At 42.7% G+C, this 20352-nt stretch carries 17 protein-coding genes; 13 read left to right on the forward strand and 4 right to left on the reverse strand.

What is annotated here, in order from left to right; translation table 11 throughout:
- Positions 1-200: 200 nt before the first annotated feature.
- Positions 201-2465, reverse strand: a complete 2265-nt coding sequence (gene clpA / locus A587_RS0123020; protein ID WP_017219467.1) for an ATP-dependent Clp protease ATP-binding subunit ClpA — start codon at positions 2463-2465, stop codon at positions 201-203.
- A 28-nt stretch (positions 2466-2493) separates the two neighbouring features.
- A complete protein-coding gene (gene clpS / locus A587_RS0123025) occupies positions 2494-2811 on the reverse strand; it encodes an ATP-dependent Clp protease adapter ClpS (protein ID WP_010379297.1) in 318 nt (105 codons plus the stop codon).
- A 199-nt stretch (positions 2812-3010) separates the two neighbouring features.
- On the opposite strand from clpS, the gene cspD reads away from it, so the two are divergent.
- The 8 genes from cspD to A587_RS0123065 all read left to right on the forward strand — a co-directional run bounded on the left by cspD (position 3011) and on the right by A587_RS0123065 (position 12049).
- Positions 3011-3229: a cold shock domain-containing protein CspD gene (cspD, locus tag A587_RS0123030; RefSeq protein WP_010379294.1), complete on the forward strand. Its 219-nt coding sequence runs from the start codon at positions 3011-3013 to the stop codon at positions 3227-3229.
- 491 nt (positions 3230-3720) lie between these two features.
- The gene (locus A587_RS0123035) at positions 3721-5940 is read left to right on the forward strand and encodes an NADP-dependent isocitrate dehydrogenase (RefSeq protein ID WP_017219468.1); all 2220 of its coding nucleotides are present in this window, start codon (positions 3721-3723) and stop codon (positions 5938-5940) included.
- Positions 5941-6050: 110 nt separating this feature from the next.
- Positions 6051-6719 (forward strand): pseudouridine synthase, encoded by a 669-nt coding sequence (locus A587_RS0123040; RefSeq protein WP_017219469.1) that lies wholly within the window; start codon positions 6051-6053, stop codon positions 6717-6719.
- 114 nt (positions 6720-6833) lie between these two features.
- Positions 6834-7934 carry a tRNA 2-thiouridine(34) synthase MnmA gene (mnmA, locus tag A587_RS0123045; protein ID WP_017219470.1) on the forward strand — a complete coding sequence of 367 codons (1101 nt, stop codon included), beginning with the start codon at positions 6834-6836 and terminating at the stop codon, positions 7932-7934.
- Positions 7934-8536 (forward strand): high frequency lysogenization protein HflD, encoded by a 603-nt coding sequence (hflD, locus tag A587_RS0123050; RefSeq protein ID WP_010379284.1) that lies wholly within the window; start codon positions 7934-7936, stop codon positions 8534-8536. The genes mnmA and hflD overlap by 1 nt, the downstream gene beginning before the upstream one ends.
- Positions 8537-8811: 275 nt before the next feature.
- Complete coding sequence (gene purB, locus A587_RS0123055; protein ID WP_017219471.1) at positions 8812-10182, forward strand: adenylosuccinate lyase; 1371 nt, start codon at positions 8812-8814, stop codon at positions 10180-10182.
- A gap of 87 nt (positions 10183-10269) precedes the next feature.
- The gene (locus A587_RS0123060) at positions 10270-11457 is read left to right on the forward strand and encodes a ribosomal protein uL16 3-hydroxylase (protein WP_017219472.1); all 1188 of its coding nucleotides are present in this window, start codon (positions 10270-10272) and stop codon (positions 11455-11457) included.
- Positions 11458-11590: 133 nt separating this feature from the next.
- Positions 11591-12049 (forward strand): GNAT family N-acetyltransferase, encoded by a 459-nt coding sequence (locus A587_RS0123065; RefSeq protein ID WP_017219473.1) that lies wholly within the window; start codon positions 11591-11593, stop codon positions 12047-12049.
- Here the strand turns inward: A587_RS0123065 and A587_RS0123070 are convergent.
- Positions 12033-12482, reverse strand: a complete 450-nt coding sequence (locus A587_RS0123070) for a DUF4826 family protein (RefSeq protein ID WP_017219474.1) — start codon at positions 12480-12482, stop codon at positions 12033-12035. The genes A587_RS0123065 and A587_RS0123070 overlap by 17 nt on opposite strands.
- Positions 12483-12771: 289 nt before the next feature.
- On the opposite strand from A587_RS0123070, the gene A587_RS0123075 reads away from it, so the two are divergent.
- The 5 genes from A587_RS0123075 (at position 12772) to A587_RS0123100 (ending at position 19768) form a co-directional block, all read left to right on the forward strand.
- Positions 12772-13530, forward strand: coding sequence for a MipA/OmpV family protein (locus tag A587_RS0123075; protein WP_017219475.1), 759 nt, complete (start codon positions 12772-12774; stop codon positions 13528-13530).
- Complete coding sequence (locus tag A587_RS0123080) at positions 13520-14593, forward strand: efflux RND transporter periplasmic adaptor subunit (protein WP_017219476.1); 1074 nt, start codon at positions 13520-13522, stop codon at positions 14591-14593. The genes A587_RS0123075 and A587_RS0123080 overlap by 11 nt, the downstream gene beginning before the upstream one ends.
- Before the next feature lie 98 nt (positions 14594-14691).
- Positions 14692-17757 (forward strand): efflux RND transporter permease subunit, encoded by a 3066-nt coding sequence (locus tag A587_RS0123090; protein WP_017219478.1) that lies wholly within the window; start codon positions 14692-14694, stop codon positions 17755-17757.
- The gene (locus A587_RS0123095; protein ID WP_017219479.1) at positions 17754-18419 is read left to right on the forward strand and encodes a response regulator; all 666 of its coding nucleotides are present in this window, start codon (positions 17754-17756) and stop codon (positions 18417-18419) included. The genes A587_RS0123090 and A587_RS0123095 overlap by 4 nt, the downstream gene beginning before the upstream one ends.
- A complete protein-coding gene (locus A587_RS0123100) occupies positions 18416-19768 on the forward strand; it encodes a sensor histidine kinase (RefSeq protein WP_017219480.1) in 1353 nt (450 codons plus the stop codon). Before A587_RS0123095 ends, A587_RS0123100 begins: the two co-directional genes overlap by 4 nt.
- A gap of 62 nt (positions 19769-19830) precedes the next feature.
- Here the strand turns inward: A587_RS0123100 and A587_RS0123105 are convergent, their stop codons facing one another.
- Positions 19831-20346, reverse strand: a complete 516-nt coding sequence (locus A587_RS0123105; RefSeq protein WP_017219481.1) for a DUF7691 family protein — start codon at positions 20344-20346, stop codon at positions 19831-19833.
- Positions 20347-20352: the final 6 nt, after the last annotated feature.

Consider the following 20352-nt stretch of genomic DNA (forward strand, 5'->3'; position numbering starts at 1 on the left):
CAAGCAAAGAAACCGAGCATAAAGGTTACTCGGCTTTAGTTCTTATACAGATCTCTGGTTACTTAGGTATACCAAGTTCATTCAAGCAATTAGTATACACGAACGACTAACACTGAGTTTGAGAGACGGTAATACCGCATCAAACTGAGTGATAACAAAAAGCCCAGCGACGCTGGGCTTTTATAAATACCTCAAAGGTTTTATGCTGACACCGCTTCCGTTTGGTAATCAAAGGACAACTTGTTGTCTTTCACCGTAACTTTCACTGTTCCACCATCAGACAAATGACCAAACAAAATTTCATTGGCAAGTGGCTTTTTCAGGTTGTCCTGAATAACCCTTGCCATTGGACGAGCCCCCATTGCCTTGTCGTAACCAAGATCTGCCAGCCAATCTCGTGCTTGCGCCGTAAGTTCCAGATTAACCGATTTCTTATCAAGCTGCGCTTGCAATTCAACAATGAATTTATCCACAACTTGCAAGATAACTTCTTTCTCTAGGTGGTTGAACCAAATGATGTTATCCAAGCGGTTTCTAAACTCTGGTGTGAACACCTTATTGATTTCTACCATGGCATCATGAGAGTAGTCTTGCTGCTGGAATCCAATCGATTGACGAACAGTCTCTTGTACACCCGCATTTGTTGTCATCACCAACACAATGTTTCTAAAGTCTGCCTTACGACCATTGTTGTCTGTTAGCGTACCATGATCCATAACCTGCAATAGAATGTTGTAGATGTCTGGGTGCGCTTTCTCTATTTCATCGAGCAACACCACTGCATGAGGATGCTTGATTGCAGCCTCGGTCAACAGACCCCCCTGCTCAAAGCCAACGTATCCCGGAGGCGCACCTATTAGGCGGCTAACGGCATGGCGCTCAGAGTACTCAGACATGTCGAAGCGAATAAATTCTATGCCCATACACTTAGCAAGTTGCTTGGTTACTTCGGTTTTACCGACCCCCGTAGGACCTGCAAACAAGAATGAACCTACAGGCTTGTCTTCATTAGCAAGACCGGAGCGTGATAAGCGAATTGCTGATGTTAACGCGTCAATCGACTCATCTTGGCCAAACACCAGCATCTTCAAGTTACGATCAAGATTCTTGAGCGTTTCTTTATCACTAGATGACACGCTTTGCTGTGGAATACGCGCCATTTTAGACACAATCGCTTCAATGTCCGACACATTAATCGTCTTCTTACGTCTTGAAGTTGGTTGTAGCCTTTGACTGGCGCCCGCTTCGTCAATGACATCAATTGCTTTGTCAGGCAAGTGACGCTCATTGATATATTTAGCACTGAGTTCAGCAGCCGCTTTTAACGCTTTTTGCGTGTAACGAATACCATGGTGCTCTTCATAACGCTCTTTCAATCCATGTAAGATCTTAGTGGTATCTTCAACACTTGGTTCAACCACATCAATTTTCTGGAAGCGGCGCACTAACGCTCTGTCTTTCTCAAAAATATTTTTGAATTCAGAGTATGTTGTTGAGCCCATACAGCGAAGTTGTCCACTCGATAACAGTGGCTTAATTAGATTAGACGCATCCATTACACCACCTGAAGCAGCACCAGCGCCGATAATGGTATGGATTTCGTCAATAAATAATATCGCATGAGGTTTCGATTGAAGTTCTTTTAGTAGCGCTTTAAAGCGCTTCTCAAAGTCACCGCGATATTTTGTACCCGCAAGTAATGCCCCCATATCCAGTGAGTAAACCACTGCATCGGCAATTACATCAGGTACCTGGTTATTGACTATTCGATACGCTAAACCTTCAGCAATCGCAGTTTTACCAACCCCCGCTTCACCAACGAGTAATGGGTTATTTTTCTTACGACGGCACAGTACCTGAACCGTACGCTCAACTTCCTCATCACGACCAACCAGCGGATCAATGCGGCCAGATTCCGCTTGAATATTTAGATTAGAAGTGAAATTTTCCAGCTTGGTTTTCTCTTCCTGTTGCATTTCACCGCTATCGTCTTGCATTTCTTCATGATCTTCTTGCTCGTGATCATCTTCAATCTTCGAGATACCATGACTAATGAAATTAACGATATCCAAGCGGCTCACGTCAGCCTTTTTCAGTAAATAAACAGCCTGGCTTTCTTGCTCAGAAAAAATAGCAACAAGTACATTTACTCCAGTCACTTCTGAGCGACCAGAAGATTGAACATGGAATACAGCGCGTTGTAGCACACGTTGAAAACCAAGTGTTGGTTGTGTTTCTCTGTCTTCCTCTAAATCTGGAATAACAGGTGTAGTTTCATCAATAAACTCTGATAACTCGCGCTTCAAGGTATCCATATCGACACCACAGGCATCTAGCGCCTCACTAGCAGAAGGGTTATCGATCAATGCAAGTAATAAATGCTCAACCGTCATAAATTCGTGACGGCGAGAACGAGCCTCGCGAAACGCGGCATTAAGAGTAAGTTCTAAGTCTTTGTTTAGCATTGGCAACCCCCAACAAGAAATTTATAGGTCATTCCTGCTCACAACTACAGAGCAGCGGGTGCTCGTTGTCACGAGCATATCGGTTTACCTGCTCAGCCTTAGTATGGGCTATGTCAGCAGGGTATACTCCACATACCGCTTTTCCCTTGTGATGCACTTCAAGCATCACCTCAGTTGCTCTCTCGCTATCCATATTGAAGAATGTCGTCAATACCTCGACAACAAAATCCATGGGCGTGTAATCATCATTATTCAAAATCACTTTATATTTTCGCGGCGGTTGAAGCTGCTGCTTCTGTTCCTCGCGAACGGCGTCCAATACACCAGAATCTTTTGTCCCACTCATAATAAATATAGTCTTGTCTTATATACTCAAGCAAATAGATTTGAGAAATAAATAAAATGTTAAAAAAAAGAGCAAAAAACTTGACTGCTTGCTCATATAAACTACAGTCTTACATGACTGTCTAATCTATGGGCAGTTTAGCAAAATTAAAAGAGTAGATTAACTTTAATTTAGTCAACTTATAGAAGGATGTAGAAGTATGGCTTGCGGAAAAGTCAAATGGTTCAATAACGCCAAAGGGTTTGGTTTCATCGTAGAAGACGGCAGTGACGAAGATATCTTTGCTCATTACTCAACGATTGTAATGGATGGATACAAGACGCTTAAAGCTGGTCAGGATGTATCATTCGAGCTACAACAAGGACCTAAGGGTCTACACGCAACCAACATCGCTCCAATTACGGAAGATGTTGTATAAGTGTTAAGTAGTTTTTGGCTAAAGCGGGTTACATGAGTGCTCGCTTATTCCTCTCTTTGAATAACTCCACCAAATCTAAAAGAAATTTTCAGCCTTTCCTTTATCAAGTTTGTTATAACTTTTCACTTTTGCACTTTAAATTTAATAATTAGCCCCCATATGCAAACACTGTTAGACTAAAGCACGCTTGCAAAGTCAATTTCAGGTTGGTTAGATATTGCTACTTTGATGCATTTCAATGCTGAATGAATACCAGTTATTGTGATAAGCCAAAAGTATAAATACCTAACAAACTTGCTAATGCTGCGCTACCTAGACATCGATTCTAACGAGGATTGTCGAGGTTTTTTGCATCTTTCACTAATCGCTTAGTGAACTGGTCCAGTTTAAACCGGCTACAACAACACGTTGTTGAGTGTGAAAATTGCGTTGCTTAGTCCTATTAGCAATTGTTGAACGGCGTAACAGCCCACAACTATCTAGGAATGATGATGACATCGAAAATTATCTATACCAAAACAGATGAAGCCCCGGCTCTCGCAACTTACTCGCTATTGCCAATCATCCAAGCATTCACTAAACCTGCAAATATCGAAGTTGAAACTCGCGATATTTCACTTGCAGGACGTATCATTGCGACTTTCCCTGAGTACTTAAAAGAAGAACAACGTATTGGTGATGCACTCGCTGAGCTAGGTGCACTTGCTAAAACGCCTGAAGCTAACATCATCAAGTTACCTAATATCAGTGCTTCAATTCCACAACTTCGTGCAGCGATTAAAGAATTGCAAGCTAAAGGTTACGCGCTCCCAGAGTATCCTTCTGAAGCCAAAACAGACGAAGAAGCAGGTGTTAAAGCACGTTATGACAAAATCAAAGGCAGTGCAGTAAACCCAGTACTTCGTGAAGGTAACTCAGACCGCCGTGCTCCAACTTCAGTCAAAGGCTACGCTCGTAAAAACCCGCATTCAATGGGTGCTTGGTCGAAAGACTCACAGTCTTATGTTGCATCAATGTCTGACGGTGACTTCTTCGGTTCTGAACAATCGGTAACGGTTGCTGAAGCGACTGATGTTCGTATTGAACACGTAGCGATCAATGGTGACATCACCGTACTTAAACAAAGCACGCCACTACTTGCAGGTGAAATCATTGACGCCTCTCGTATGAGTGTACAGGCACTACGTGAATTCTTAGCAGCACAAGTACAAGAAGCAAAAGATAAAGGCGTTTTATTCTCGCTACACATGAAAGCAACCATGATGAAGGTGTCAGATCCAATCATCTTTGGTCACGCTGTAAAAGTATTCTACAAAGACGTATTCGAGAAACATGCAGCGACATTTGCTGAAATCGGTGTTGATGCAAGCAACGGTGTTGGCGACGTGTACTCAAAAATTGAGTCGTTGGACGACGCGAAGCGCAAAGAAATCGAAGCTGACCTTGCAGCAGTTTACGAGACAGCACCTGATATCGCGATGGTAGACTCAGACCGTGGTATTACAAACCTGCATGTACCTAGTGACGTGATCATCGATGCATCAATGCCTGCAGCAATTCGTTCAAGCGGCCAGATGTGGAATGCTGAAGGTAAACAACAAGATACTGCTTTTGTGATCCCAGATCGTTGTTACTCAGGTGTGTACGGCGCAACTATCGATTTCTGTAAAGAAAATGGTGCATTTGACCCACGTACTATGGGTACAATTCCTAACGTCGGTCTAATGGCACAAAAAGCGGAAGAGTACGGTTCACACGACAAAACGTTTGAAGCGCCATCAGCTGGCACAATCCGCGTTGTTGATGCTGCGGGCAACACTTTACTTGAGCATACCGTTGCTGAAGGCGACATCTGGCGTATGTGTCAGGTGAAAGATGCACCGATCAAAGACTGGGTAAAACTAGCGGTTAACCGTGCTCGCGCAACGAATACACCTGCCGTTTTCTGGTTAGACGAAGCCCGTGCTCACGACGCTGAACTTATCAAAAAGGTAAACGCATATTTGCCTGAGCATGACACTGATGGCCTTGAAATCCTAATCAAAGCACCAGTAGATGCAACGCAATACTCACTAGAGCGCATGAAAAAAGGCGAAGATACTATTTCAGTAACGGGTAACGTATTACGTGACTATCTAACTGACCTATTCCCAATTTTAGAGCTCGGTACCAGTGCAAAAATGCTATCTATCGTTCCACTAATGAATGGCGGTGGCTTATTCGAAACAGGTGCGGGTGGTTCTGCGCCAAAACACGTACAACAGTTCGAAAAAGAAAACCACTTGCGTTGGGACTCGCTAGGCGAATTCCTTGCACTTGCTGCTTCTTTTGAGCATTTGAGCCAAACAACGGGTAATGCTAAGGCACAAGTACTTGCAGATACATTAGATGCAGCAACGGCTAAATTCTTAGATGAAAACAAGTCACCTTCACGTAAAGTGAAAGAGCTTGATAACCGTGGTAGCCATTTCTACCTTGCAATGTACTGGGCTCAAGAGCTTGCTGCACAAGACAAAGATGCAGAGCTTAAAGCTAAGTTTGAAAATGTTGCTGCGGAACTAACAGCAAAAGAAGCTGATATTGTTGCTGCACTGAATGAAGCACAAGGTCAAGCAATGGATGTTGGTGGTTATTACCAACCAGAAGACGACAAAGCGTTCGCAGCTATGCGTCCTTCTGCGGTATTTAACGATGTACTAGCGTCACTGTAATCTTCGGATAACAGTCAAAAAGCGGCCCAAGGGTCGCTTTTTGCTTTTAGGCGACACTCGCGAGCAATTACGCTAAAATGCCATTTTTCGTGAACCTTAGGAACGTGGCGATGAACAAAAGTAGTAGAGCCAGCACAAATAACAAAAGAAAATCACATGCTAATAAGCCCGCATTCTCTAGACACACCACAACGCGGAAAAAACCAATAACTAATCGGCAGTCAAAACCCGCCTTACCGCCAGAGCAAGTAAAAGTCGTTCTATTTAATAAACCTTTTGATGTTTTGTGTCAGTTTACTGATGATCAAAATCGTCAAACATTGGCTGACTTTATTGATATCAAAGATGTGTATGCAGCAGGTCGCTTGGATAGAGATAGTGAGGGACTATTGCTACTGACCAACTGCGGTAAATTACAAAACACCCTGACTTCTCCTAAAAAATCGACCTATAAAACCTACTGGGTTCAGGTCGAAGGAGAGCCAAGTAGCGAAAGCCTAAATGCGCTTAGAAACGGTGTAGAACTAAAAGATGGTCCAACTTTACCTGCCAAAGTAGAAGTAATAACTGAGCCCAATGTTTGGCCACGTAACCCGCCGATTAGAGAACGCAAAAATATCCCGACAACCTGGCTTTCTATTTCCATCAAAGAAGGACGTAATAGACAAGTTCGTCGTATGACGGCGCATATTGGTCATCCCACGCTTAGACTTATTCGCGCACAAATAGGCAAATATAGTCTGGGCGATCTTAAAAACGGTGAATATCGAGTGCTTTAGCATTTCCTACTAGGACTTTTCTCCTGCGCTTGAACGCCTCACGGACGTGCAATTTAAAGAGATTTGAGTATAATAAGCGCTTTCTATCTGAGCATTAAGATTAATAGCGAAATTATGAGCGATAATAGTCACATTAAAGTCATTGTCGGAATGTCCGGCGGTGTAGATTCTTCTGTATCTGCCTACCTTTTAAAACAACAAGGCTATCAAGTTGAAGGCCTGTTTATGAAGAACTGGGAAGAAGATGACAATGATGAGTATTGTGCAGCAGCTGAAGATCTAAAAGATGCTCAGGCAGTGTGTGATAAGTTAGGTATTGAGCTACACACCGTAAACTTTGCTGCCGAATACTGGGACAATGTGTTTGAACACTTCCTTGAAGAATACAAGGCTGGTCGTACACCAAACCCAGACATCATGTGCAACAAAGAAATCAAATTTAAAGCCTTTTTACAGTTTGCAGCAGAAGCATTGGGTGCGGACTATATCGCAACGGGCCACTATGTTCGTCGCGCGGAGCGTGACGGTAAATTCGTTATGCTTCGTGGAGATGACGAGAACAAAGATCAAAGCTACTTCCTTTACACATTAAGCCATGAACATATTGCGCAAACACTCTTCCCTGTTGGTGAAATTGAAAAGCCAGAAGTGCGTAAAATTGCAGAAGATCAAGGCCTAATCACGCACGATAAAAAAGATTCAACCGGGATCTGCTTTATCGGTGAGCGAAAATTTAAAGACTTCCTTGCCAAATTTTTACCCGCGCAGCCTGGTGTGATTGAAGATTGTGAAGGTAATCATGTTGGTGAACATGAAGGCCTGATGTACCACACGCTAGGTCAACGTAAGGGTCTATTAATTGGTGGTTCTAAAGAAGGCAACGGCGAACCTTGGTATGTAGTAGATAAAGATATCGAACGTAATGTACTGGTTGTTGGTCAAGGTAAAAACCACCCTCGCCTGTTCAGCAACGGTTTAAACGCAAATCAGCTACATTGGGTTGACCGCGTAGGTCCGCAAGGTACAACTCGCTGCACGGTAAAAACACGTTATCGCCAAACCGACATTCCTTGTACGTTACTAGTTGGCCAAGATGGCATGGCACGTGTGCTATTCGATGAGCCACAAAAAGCCGTAACTCCCGGACAATCTGCGGTATTCTACACAAATGACGTGTGCCTTGGCGGCGGTATTATTGAGTCGGTGATTAAATAATGCAAAACCAATACGTAATGCCTCTGGCGGCAATGTGTCAGATCAGTAAACTGGTACAAAAATGTGCGCGTTACGGCACCTTCAATGAAAACGAAGTTGAGGGCTTTTTAAAAAGCATTATTAATACTTCTCCTGAACGCCCTGAGGACGTTTACCCAGACAAATTTGCCATCAAAACAGGCTGTCGAACGCTAATCGAGCAGCTTTCGGCTGGCGGCGAAAAAGACGTTGAAATGGTTAAGTATGTTGGCGCTATGATGCAATTAGAGCGAGTGCTAAGTAACGATAGCAAATCTCTTGATTTATTAGCACAAAAAATTCAGCAAGTTGAGCGCCAGTTATTACACTTTGATATCTGTGAAAGCCAAGTTGTTGCAGCACTTGCCGACATTTACGGTCAAGTAATAAGCCCCCTTGGCCCTAAGATCCAAGTATTCGGTAAGCCTGAGTTATTAAAACAAACAGCAACACAACAAAAAATTCGGGCGCTATTACTTGCGGGGATCCGTAGTGCAGTACTGTGGCGCCAGCTCGGTGGTAAACGTCGTCATTTCTTTTTTGCAAAAAAGAAAATCATTACTGCTGCAAAGAGTTATATATAATATCAATTTGTCTTAATACTTGCTCAATTTGAAGGAGCAGATCTGACGCTAACAGCGTTAAAAATTTCTTATTTAGAACAACTAAATAGCAAAATTTTCGCCTTGCCTATATGGATGTAGGTGCCTTGGCGTGAGCAGGATGCGGAAGCGGTGTTATCGACTAGATTTTATCGCCTCAAAGTAGACCACTTAATTAATCAAGTTGGTATAAAATTCGTAGTGGTTCTAATACCACTATCTAAGTATCGTTCAAAAACAAATAGTTAGGAGTTATTATGGAGCTTTCAGCGTTAACCGCTATCTCTCCTGTGGATGGTCGCTATGGTAGCAAGACCAAAGAACTGAGAAGCATCTTCAGTGAATTTGGCTTGATCAAATACCGCGTCATCGTAGAAGTTCGTTGGCTACAAGCGCTAGCGAGCAGCGACGCCATTAAAGAAGTACCTGCTTTCAGCGATGAAGCCAACGCACTTCTTGATAGCATCGTTGAAAACTTCAGCGAAGCAGACGCAGCACGCGTAAAAGAGATTGAGCGCACCACTAACCACGACGTTAAAGCTGTAGAATACCTTCTTAAAGAAAAAGTCGCTGACAATGCCGAGCTAAATGCAGTCAATGAATTTATTCATTTCGCATGTACCTCTGAGGACATCAACAACCTTTCTCATGGCCTAATGTTAACTGAAGCGCGTGACACTGTCTTACTGCCATACTGTGATGAGCTACTGAACGCAATCAAAGACAAAGCGGTTGAGTATAAGTCAATTCCAATGATGACTCGTACACACGGCCAGCCTGCTTCACCATCAACCATGGGTAAAGAGTTTGCAAACGTGTATGTTCGTCTGCAACGTCAACGTCAGCAAATCGCTAACGTACAAATGCTTGGTAAAATCAATGGTGCCGTTGGTAACTATAATGCTCACCTCAGCGCTTACCCAGATTACGATTGGCATGCACACAGTGAACGCTTTGTATCAAGTCTTGGTTTAACTTGGAATCCGTTCACAACGCAAATCGAACCGCATGACTATATCGCTGAGCTATTCGATGCGATTGCACGCTTCAATACTATCTTAATTGACTTTGACCGTGACGTTTGGGGTTATATCGCGCTAAACCACTTCAAGCAAAAAACCATTGCTGGTGAGATTGGTTCTTCAACAATGCCTCATAAAGTTAACCCTATCGACTTTGAAAACTCTGAAGGTAACCTTGGCATTGCTAACGCTATCTTTGCGCATCTTGCACAAAAGCTACCAGTCTCACGCTGGCAACGTGACCTAACTGACTCAACGGTTCTACGTAACTTAGGTGTTGGTATGGGTTATGCGCTTATCGCGTATCAAGCAACGCTAAAAGGCGTTAGCAAGTTAGAAGTTAATGCTGAGCGTTTACTTGCTGAGCTTGATGATAACTGGGAACTACTTGCAGAGCCAATCCAAACGGTAATGCGCAAGTACGGTATAGAAAAGCCATATGAAAAGCTAAAAGATCTTACTCGTGGTAAACGCGTAAACAAAGAAATCATGGCTGACTTCATCGATAACCTAGACTTGCCAAATGAAGTAAAAGCACAAATGAAAGAAATGACGCCAGCAAACTATATCGGTCGTGCTGAAGCGTTCATTGACGAACTAAACTAAGTATAAAGCGACACTAGTTTTTTACTACTTGGTTTAGAATAAGCGAAAGAGTCCACTCTTTCGCTTTTTTATTACTGGAATTTCCCAATGTATCAACTGCAAATTAATGACCTTACCTTCGAACAATTTCTTGCCCAGTATTGGCAGAAGAAGCCACTACTCATCAAGCAAGGATTCCAAGATTTTGAAGACCCAATTGAGCCTGAAGAACTTGCCGGCCTTGCAACTGAAGACTGCATAGAGTCTCGAATTGTTACTAATCACAATGATAACTGGGAAGCCCATCACGGCCCTTTTGAACAATTTGATTTACTCACTGATAGCAACAGTACTCTATTGGTCCAAGCTGTTGATCACTGGCACCCACAAGCCGCAGAGCTAATAGAAGCATTTCGATTTATACCAAATTGGCGCATAGACGACTTGATGATTAGCTTTTCGACGCCTGGTGGTGGCGTTGGTCCGCACTTAGACCAATATGATGTTTTTATAATTCAAGGACAAGGTAAACGTCACTGGCGAGTTGGCGAACGGGACAACAGCCTAAAGCAATTTGCGCGCAACAAGAGTCTATTACAAGTAGGGCAATTCGACGCAGTCATTGATGCAGTCCTTGAACCGGGTGATATCTTATATATTCCACCAGCTTGTCCTCACGAAGGTTACGCAGTTGAGGATGCTTTAAACTACTCAGTTGGCTTTAGAGCACCTGATCAAAAAGACTTGCTTTCAAGCTTTGCTGATCACGTAATTGATATGGAAGCTGGCAAACGCCGTTTTAGCGATCCAGAATTGCAACTCAGAGCGTCTATTGGCGAAGTTACCTGCAGCGACCAACAACAGATAAAGTCTCTGCTCAATGCTTTACTTGAAGATAAGGCACTATACAGTCAATGGCTTGGAAAAACACTCAGCGAACCAAAACATGAGATGGACCTCGCGCCATTAGACCCCATAATTGATCCTCAGGAGCTTCTCGAGATCGCCAAAGATAACCCGTTGGTTTATCGCGCTGGAGGAGTACGTGCTATTTACCAAATCTGTGACGATCATATTTTGTTCAGTGTTAATGGTGAAAACTATGAATTAGACCATCATTGTTTAGATGCCGTAAAACAGCTAAGCGATCATGTTGTGTTTGAGTTTAATGCAATAATTCCTGCATTAAATAGTTTGGAATTTAAACAAACGTTAACTAAACTGATTAATGATGGGACCTACTTCGTTGAAGACAGTGATCCAGCCGATGCTGACTTCGATGAGGGCTGGGAGTAGAGCCTGTTAGAACAAGATAGCCGCGTTCACAAAAACAACAATATGCCGCGAAACCCTTGATCTTCGAGGTTTTCGCAAGCTCTAGCTTGTCGCTAAACAGGGAATGCAGGTGCAATCTGTAGATGGGGGCAGTATGAGTTATAGGATCAGTAGAGTAACTTGGCAAACCAAAAAATTGGAGCTCAAAGCGATACGCGAGCGCGTGTTTGTGTATGAACTTCACATTCCTAAAGAAGTTGAGTTTGATCAGCAGGATATCACTGCTGAGCACTTAATCATTATTGACGAACTCGATGGGCCAGTTGGCACAGGGCGACTGTGCGAAGATGGGTTATTAAGCCGCATTGCCATATTCAAATCTCATCGAAATCGAGATGCCTACGCGTCGTTGATTGGGGGGCTTGTTGACTTGGCAAAAGATAAAGGCTTTGAAGATGTTTTTATCCAATGCATTTTGGATGAAGTGCCCGAATTTTTACAATCGGGGTTTTCCACGCATGGGCACGTATTTATGGAAGCTGGCATTCCAAGACAGCGCTTGAAATGCCCTATCCAATCACTCAAGATGGAACCATTTACGATGCTTCATTAGCCCAAAGTTCATCTTTAGCGAAAAGGTCATATAGACCGTGAGCTCGGTTTACTAGTAGATTAGCAAACTGGGCTTGTGTTTTTTCTACTGGCTTTGCAGACATAATTTCTTCCGCTTTCATCTGCCAATGGAATGAAAAATAGCGCAGTGCTTCACGTGCTGTAGCGGCTGCTGATGCCTCAATATGATCCGTCGGTAGATTACCTGTGATCACCCAATACTTTTTGCCGTTTTGACCTTTGATTTTCCAAAGCGCAACCAATGGTTCAATGTAGCGACATTCTTTTTCAATAATACTCTGCGGTAACACCCCTTTATCCGCGAGATGTTTTTGTGCAGCTTGTACGCAGCTACGCTGCCATTGTATTGATCTTTGCTGCTGTTGTTCTGGTGTTAACGCCTCTTGCTGCGGTTGGTTTTGTTCTTCACTCATTGTTCGCCCTTTTATTCTTTTTAGATTACCGAATAGCATTTTACTTTATCGTTATTTACGCAGTGCGTTTCATAGCAAATTATCCAGCAAATCGGTTTTGATTCTTATACACCAAGCACTCAAACGCTTGCGAAGTTACCTGATACTAAGCTTTTGCAGTCATAACGGCAATACGAACGAAGGAATTTTGAGTTTATATGATTAATTACTGAGCTGTAAGTTTCGAGAAAGTTTCTTTTTCTATTCTAGCCACATCAACATGATTACTTAAACTCAAGGAATACTGACTATGGCTAGATTACTATTAACGATCACTACTTCTCTTTCATTCTTTTGTTGTTCGTCAGCGTTTGCTGAACAGCACCCCCAATCAGAAGCGCTAAAATGGGGGATCGGCGGCGCTATTATTGCTCAGGACCAAGGTTATATAGATATTGGAAATGAAACAGAGTTTGTACCGGCCATCGCCATACAATATGGCGACTTCAACCTACTAGGGCCAAGAGCAACCTATAAACTATATCAAGCCGAACAATTTGAAATCAGTGTGGGTGCTCAATTACGGTTAGATGGATTTGAGGCAGCTGATAGCAAGTTCTTTACTGGCATGGAAGACAGAGATATGAGTTTCGATGCTGGGTTTGAAGCGGAATATGATACTAGCTTTGGTGAATTTGGATTCGAGTTTATGCATGATGTGAGCAGTACACACAAAGGCTATGAAGCCAGCGTAAGCTATGGCGTACCATTTAGATTTGCTGACGGCAGAGTATACCCGTATATCGCTGCGAACTTTCAAAGTGAAGACCTTGTTGATTATTACTATGGTGTCAGAGTAAACGAAGCATTAAGTTCTCGACCCTATTACCTTGGTGAATCCAGCACTGCACTCGAAGTCGGTATTCAAAGCGATTGGTTTTTTGGTAAACACCATATGCTTAAAGCTGATGTTAGTTACACCAGTTACGGTGATGAAATAAAAGATTCTCCCCTTATTGATGCCTCTGGCAACGTACAAGTTTTGCTTGGGTATGTGTATGTTTTTTAGACTATTAATAGTGACGATCACCTTAACGCTTCAGGGCTGCGGTGATCCTTCAAACCTAGAGACTACTGCAGAAAAACGCTCAACGATGCTTATTTCAGTACCTGTAGAGTTAGCTACAACTATTCCGATGAAGCACTTTTATAGTCGGATCACAGGTAGTGATGTCGTCTATGTTGCTTCCCTGTCACAAGGGAGAATTGAGTCTTTATATGCCTATTCAGGTCAATTAGTTAAAAAAGGAGACGTGCTAGGCTCCCTCTATTCTCCAAGACTGAGCGCCCAGCTACGTGAAAAACAAGCGTTACTAGCCAGTTCTAAACGTACTGAGCAAAAGACACAGCTTGATTTCGACCGAGCTAAAAAGCTCTTTACGGAGAAGCTTATAGCAAATTCGGCGCTTGAGTCCGCTAGGCTTGCGTTTAATATTGCAACCCAGCAAGTCCAAGCAGCACAAGCTCAGGTTGAAGAGGCAAAAAATGCACTGAATGAGAACAAAATATTCGCTCGAAAGGAAGGTATCGTCACCAATATTTACGCTCGTTCAGGTGATGTTGTCTCAGCGGGACAGCCAATTTTCCAACTCCAGACATTATCTACGCTAAAAACTGAATTTCAGCTCCCTGAACAAGAATTTATTGCTTTACAGCTTAACCAAACCGTTCGCGTAGCCATTCCTTCGCTAAGCAAAAGCCTAAGCGGTAAAATTATAGAGAAAGGTTTACCCTCTAATGCCGTTGGTAAGCTTTTTAAGCTTATCGTCGATTTAGAAGTGAGTGACTCTGAACTAGTTGGCCTGCATAGTCGGCTTGAGCTCCCTATCACCAATACACCACTCTATAAAGTGCCAAGCAACACAATTCACTATGATGCCTTGGGGCAAGCCTATGTGCTGGTTACTGAACCCAAGGTCCATAGACGCGATGTGACTATTTTTGACAATGATGATAACCAAGTCATAGTCACAGCACCAAAATTGATGGGTAAAAACGTGCTCATCACATCGGAGGCTAAGTTGAATTTTAACTTGGCGCTATTGGAAGGTGAGTCTCATGAACAAAAGTAAAAGCTTAGTAGTCCTATTCTCGCACTTTGTAATTAAACAAACTCTGCTGCTCTTATATACAAGCGTTACTGGCAGTCCTACTAATAAGGAGGAGGTTTATGGATAAGCTTCTCCCATCTAATTATCTCACTCCACGTCTAGTACTCGGGCTAACTTTGCTGCTTGTGTTCACAGGTATTGTGGGCTGGTTTAAAGCCAAAAGTCAGGAGGACCCCAGTTTTCCCTATCGAAATGGCTTTATTCAAATTGTAAATCCAAGTGCTAGTGTCACTCAACTTAATGATGTCGTTGTTAAGCCACTTGAACGACGTTTAGCAAAAATTGATGAGATTAATACCATCCACGCGCGGATAAAAGCAGGAAGTGCCGTTATCGATATCGAGCTTAAAGAGCAAGTGTATGATACCGCTTTAGTTTGGCAACGTATCAAAGATGAAGTAGCTCCACTGGATGCAAGCTTAGCAGATAGCCAATTCTATGTAGTAGATCGAGCACAAGATACTCAAGGAATAGTCTTAACTGTACATACGGGAAAAGGATTAACAGCAGATAGAAAGCTCGCCCTCAAAGTGCGCGATGAGCTTGAGTATCTCGACGTTGTGAGAAGCGCCTCGCTAGTAGGTGATCCTGGGCTTGAATTGGCTATTTTCTATTCTCAAGAGCGGATGCTAGCTTTTGGCCTTTCGCCAGCAGAGATTGCAAAACAACTACAGGATGCCAATCAGCAAGATAACCTTGGCGTCTTGTCGCAAAACCAAAGTGCGCTATCACTATTGTCTGTCAATCACCTGCGTAACGACGCTCAGTTAAAAAACGTACAAATAACAACACCTGAAGGGTCAAAAATTCCACTCAGCGCAATAGCAGATATTGGCTACCGGACAGCCCCAACTTCAAGCGAGCAATTTTGGCAAAATGGTCAACGAGTCATCGGTATTGCATTATCTCTACCGCCCAACCAGCATAATATCGCTGACGCTGGAAATACTATAAAACAAGCTATCGCCGACATTAATGCACGATTTACAGATGCTCCCATTAAGATTGACATTTTCCAGCCCGGCTGGTCTCAAAAACGCCGTGAAGGATTAGTAAATTCTCTAATTCAAAGCTGTATCGCTATTTGCGTTGTTTTATTACTATTTCTTTCGGTGCAAAGTGCGATTGTTATCAGTTTGACCGTACCCGCTATCGTGTTTTCGTCACTTGCGTTATTTATTACTTTCGATGGCGTTATTCACCAAATGACCATTGCTGGCTTGGTACTCTCATTAGGCTTGATGGTTGATAATTGCATTATCGTAGCTGAGCGCCTGAGTTATTTATGCAGCAAAGGGTTTACGATGAGAGCTGCCTTGGCACACTCTGTGAACGAATTGAAAAAACCGCTTGCAGCGGCAACAATGACTACTATCGCAGCATTCGTTCCCATGCTGTTGGCAAAAGGCAGTGTCGCTGATTTCATTGCTACTATTCCTGTGCTTGTTATCATCTGCATCTTATTGAGTTATATTGCAGCACTACTACTGCTTCCTGTGCTGTTTGTTTATTTCCCTATTTCCATCCCTTGCCTAGAAAGGTGGCAGGAAACCATTAATCAGAAGCTTTCAACATTTGGCTATCAGCTAGCTCATAAAACATTACAACATCCCGTATACACGATTGTGGCCGCTACTGCCATGCTATGCACTTTACTTTCGCTACCCAATGCCAACGGCAAGTTCTTCCCAAATGCTAACCGCAATCAGATTTATATTGACGTCCAATTGCCGTTAGCTAGCCACATAGAAGCTACAACCAAGACAGCAAATCAAATCGCCGAGTATGCCCTTCAGTATCCTGAAGTCAGCGAAGCGATGGTATTTAGCGGCTTTTCAGGTCCAAGGTTCTACTATAACCTTGCACAAAAACCAAATGAATCCCATATTGCTCGAGTTGTATTAACGCTGCAGGATAATGTTAACCCACCTGAATTTTCACGTTTCATCGATAGCAATTTAAACAAGCAGTTCCCTGAGATCTTAATTAACGCCCGTGAGCTCGGACAAGGTCCTCCTATTGAGAGCCCGATTGAGTTGAGATTGAGTGGCAACGACCGCAATGCTCTATTCGCAAGCGCTGAAGCTATGCTTATGCACCTCAGACAGCACCCTAAAGTCACCTCCCCATATCGTAATTATAGTTTGGGCGCTCCGACCATTAACTTAGAAGCCCAACAACTTACCTTATCAGCCTTGGGTTTATCACGCAGCGATGTTGCCGAATATATCGCATGGCGTAGCTCTGGACTAAAAGTAACAGCTCTTGATTATCATTTCGAACCGATAGATTTGATGATTGTTGACACTACTTCTAATCAAAGTAGTACTGATATTTTAAATACTCAAATCATGCTACCCAACCAATTAAGCATCCCCCTATTTGCGGTCTTGAATGCCGAGGTTATTGGCACACCACCTTTTATTGAAAGGCGCGATGGCAAGTTTGTAATGTCTATAAAAGCGGATGTGGCTATGGGAAGCGACGAAGAAGAAATCCTCGAAGCGTTACAACCGACCTTGCTAACAATTGCGCAGCAACATCATGTAACGTTAAGGTTTGGCGGGGAATTGGAAGAATCAGAACAAGCTAATGGCGCTTTACTACAAACACTTCCTTTTGGAGTTGCATTGTTATTTGGGGCATTAATGTTGCAGTTTAATTCATATCGTTTAGCAATATTGGTGATGTTCACTATTCCCCTCGGCGTTGTAGGAGCGCCGGCTATGTTATCTATCGTCGGAGTACCCTTTGGCTTTATGTCAATATTAGGTGTACTCGCGCTTATGGGTATTGTGGTGAATAGCGCAATTTTGCTGATTGAGCATACACTTGAGCATTTAAATCAAGGCACAGAGCTATCGCAGGCAATTTGTTTATCGGTACAAACGCGTCTTCGTCCTGTTATAGTAACTACATTAACAACCATAGTTGGCATGTTGCCGCTAACTTCCAGTGCAAGCCCTTTGTGGCCACCATTAGCCTTTGCAGTAATTGGAGGTTTGCTGACTTCAACTTTGCTTACGATGCTGGTATTGCCGCTTATACTGAAGTTTTTACTATCAAGTAAACGTTTTCAAAAACCACAACTAGAAATAGAAAATAAGGAAATATTAATCCAATGAGAGTGCTAATCACTGAAGACAATCAGCAGCTTGCGACATTTATACAGCAAGCAATCACTCAAGATGGTCACGCCGCTGATATTGCTACAACTGCTGCGCAAAATGAACAATTAATGCAAAGCTGGCAGTATGATGCCCTCATATTAGATTTAGGCTTGCCAGATAAAGATGGTTTAGAGGTTATTCGCTCAATTCGAAAACAACAAAATGCATTACCAATTTTGATCCTCACCGCGCGTGGCAGTGTCGATGATCGCATCAAAGGACTTGATTTGGGTGCGGATGACTACCTGAATAAACCCTTCGCGATTGACGAGCTTAAGGCAAGACTTCGAGCATTGCTGCGTCGCCCGAGTACCTACACCGGAAATCTATTAACACATAACAATCTCGCTGTTGATACAAAAGCACGTCGTGTCACCGTTGGCTGTGAAAATTTAGCGATGGGGAAAACGGAAGTTGCCATTTTAGAATATATGATCCGAAATGCAGGTTTAACCGTGGGCAAAGATGCGCTTTACGATGCTATCTATGCGATGGGTTTCGAAGTAACGGATAATGCAATCCAGGTTGCAGTACACAGGATCCGCAAAAAACTAGAATCGTCCAATGCACAAACAACTATCAATACACTGCGCGGTATAGGATATATTTTGACATGAAGCAACTTTCTCTCGCGAAAAAGATATTTCTGCATTTTTTTATTATTGGGTCTGCAGTATTCAGCTTGATTGGTGTTAGTTTATATTTATTTTCCACAAATTATGCCAATCTTGCTGTTGAGCAAAGCATGGTAGGTATGAGTGAAGACATTCAAGAGCAACTCTACTTTGATAATACGAATAAGTTAATATATCAATCTGACAGCGTGGCCGAGAAATGGGGCTATGATGCTTTGTACAATAACCTCGTGTTTCGCGTCACACACGCACAAACTGGTACTGTTTTGCTGCAGTCTACGACCAATGAGAGTAGTTCCTCAGCGTTACAAGCATTGATTGATACTAAAGATATCCCCCTTGGATATTCTCACCTTAATGGCATTGATCGTTATCGCATCGAAACCAGCATTGACACTGTCCCAGTGTTCATCGATTTGGGCAGGAATGATCTTATTGGCGAGCTTGCAAATGAAGCTGTCATGCCCGTACTGAGCCAAGTCTCTATTTTTATCATCAGCGCGGCATTTTTAGTATTTATGGTTGTTGGATATCTGTCTATTCGCTCTATTGTCCGGCCCGTGAAAAGCGTTGCGGAACAACTTCAAAGAATAAGGCCTGAACAGCTCAATTTTAGGCTAAGTGAGCAAGGTCTCCCCGTTGAAATAGTTCCCATTGTGCATTCGTTGAATCAAGCGATGGTAAGAGTCGAAACAGGTTTTGATGAACAAAAGCGATTTGTTACAAACGCTGCCCATGAGTTAAAAACCCCGCTTGCAATTCTCAATACCCGTGTTGAACTCGCCCAGTTAGATAAACACACCCACTCTGGTATTTTGGCGGATGTAAGTTATATGACACGTGTTGTACAGCAATTGTTAGACCTGTCTCGTGCACAGAGCCTTAACGCTTACGAAAAGCATTCGCTCAGTATTGTACCCTTAGCAAAAGAAGCCTGTATGATGCTGGCGCCATTATCTGTCACCATGGATAAACAGCTAGAACTGGAAATTGATGATACTGGAGAAGTAATTACAGGCGATCAGTCCTCCATTCATATCATGATAAAGAATCTCATCGAAAATGCCCTACGCCACAGTACTGAGCAAGCTCAGATTAAAGTAAAGGCCTCTGGAAAATGTATCGAAGTTATGGATAGCGGCCCTGGGATCGATATCCAAAATTATGAAAAAATCTTCGAGCGTTTTTGGCGCAAAGAGCAGTCATCAATGACTGGCAGTGGTCTTGGTCTCGCTATTGTAAAAGAGGTAGTCGATTTACATCACGCCACATTAGATGTTACATGTCAAAATTATATGGGTGGTGCGACCTTTTGTGTCACATTTAAATGACCAGCTCCAAACAGCGCCGTATTTATTGTCAAAGATTTTAATCGGTAGATTGAAACCTCAAATCAATAACCAAAGAAAACCAAAGCTTTGTGGTTTTGAACTGCTGTGTCGAAAATGAAGTTTACCGTTTGTATATAGGAAGTTTCTTTACTGTATGGTTCGTCACTGCCAAGAAAAACCTGTCGTCCCTGCTCTAATTCTTCAAGAGGGACGCTGTAGAATTCAGGCCAGTCATCGTTTTTAGGAATAGGAATAAATGCTTTATGATTAGATGGCGTCACATCTTCCATTATGTCTAGAAAGTCATCATGGCGAACCATCTCACCAAATTCTTGGCACAGCATTTCATATAGATAACCGTAAATAAAGTTGTCTTCGTCGTCCTCAGCCGAACTCGTTCCATTTATAATATTCGCCATGCAAGCGGCATATCCCTTAACATCCAGCTGTTCTTCTTGCTCTGCAATTTCATCTCGATATTTGGACAAAAACCTATCCAAAAATTGCTGATCTTTACTTCCCCACACCGCTTTTACTTTCCCTGCATCAACTTGGTATGCAATGACATTATAACTCATTAAAAA

The sequence above is a fragment of the Pseudoalteromonas sp. NJ631 genome (genome assembly GCF_000276645.1).
Taxonomy (GTDB): Bacteria; Pseudomonadota; Gammaproteobacteria; order Enterobacterales; family Alteromonadaceae; genus Pseudoalteromonas; species Pseudoalteromonas piscicida.

Excerpts from the sequence above, each read along its gene's own strand:
- cspD (WP_010379294.1), top strand. The coding sequence starts at position 3,011 with ATGGCTTGCGGAAAAGTCAAATGGTTCAATAACGCCAAAGGGTTTGGT.
- A587_RS0123080 (WP_017219476.1), top strand. The coding sequence starts at position 13,520 with ATGTTTTTTAGACTATTAATAGTGACGATCACCTTAACGCTTCAGGGC.
- A587_RS0123100 (WP_017219480.1), top strand. The coding sequence starts at position 18,416 with ATGAAGCAACTTTCTCTCGCGAAAAAGATATTTCTGCATTTTTTTATT.
- clpS (WP_010379297.1), bottom strand. The coding sequence starts at position 2,811 with ATGAGTGGGACAAAAGATTCTGGTGTATTGGACGCCGTTCGCGAGGAA.
- A587_RS0123095 (WP_017219479.1), top strand. The coding sequence starts at position 17,754 with ATGAGAGTGCTAATCACTGAAGACAATCAGCAGCTTGCGACATTTATA.
- purB (WP_017219471.1), top strand. The coding sequence starts at position 8,812 with ATGGAGCTTTCAGCGTTAACCGCTATCTCTCCTGTGGATGGTCGCTAT.
- clpA (WP_017219467.1), bottom strand. The coding sequence starts at position 2,465 with ATGCTAAACAAAGACTTAGAACTTACTCTTAATGCCGCGTTTCGCGAG.
- A587_RS0123090 (WP_017219478.1), top strand. The coding sequence starts at position 14,692 with ATGGATAAGCTTCTCCCATCTAATTATCTCACTCCACGTCTAGTACTC.
- mnmA (WP_017219470.1), top strand. The coding sequence starts at position 6,834 with ATGAGCGATAATAGTCACATTAAAGTCATTGTCGGAATGTCCGGCGGT.
- A587_RS0123065 (WP_017219473.1), top strand. The coding sequence starts at position 11,591 with ATGAGTTATAGGATCAGTAGAGTAACTTGGCAAACCAAAAAATTGGAG.
- hflD (WP_010379284.1), top strand. The coding sequence starts at position 7,934 with ATGCAAAACCAATACGTAATGCCTCTGGCGGCAATGTGTCAGATCAGT.
- A587_RS0123060 (WP_017219472.1), top strand. The coding sequence starts at position 10,270 with ATGTATCAACTGCAAATTAATGACCTTACCTTCGAACAATTTCTTGCC.
- A587_RS0123070 (WP_017219474.1), bottom strand. The coding sequence starts at position 12,482 with ATGAGTGAAGAACAAAACCAACCGCAGCAAGAGGCGTTAACACCAGAA.
- A587_RS0123105 (WP_017219481.1), bottom strand. The coding sequence starts at position 20,346 with ATGAGTTATAATGTCATTGCATACCAAGTTGATGCAGGGAAAGTAAAA.
- A587_RS0123035 (WP_017219468.1), top strand. The coding sequence starts at position 3,721 with ATGACATCGAAAATTATCTATACCAAAACAGATGAAGCCCCGGCTCTC.
- A587_RS0123040 (WP_017219469.1), top strand. The coding sequence starts at position 6,051 with ATGAACAAAAGTAGTAGAGCCAGCACAAATAACAAAAGAAAATCACAT.
- A587_RS0123075 (WP_017219475.1), top strand. The coding sequence starts at position 12,772 with ATGGCTAGATTACTATTAACGATCACTACTTCTCTTTCATTCTTTTGT.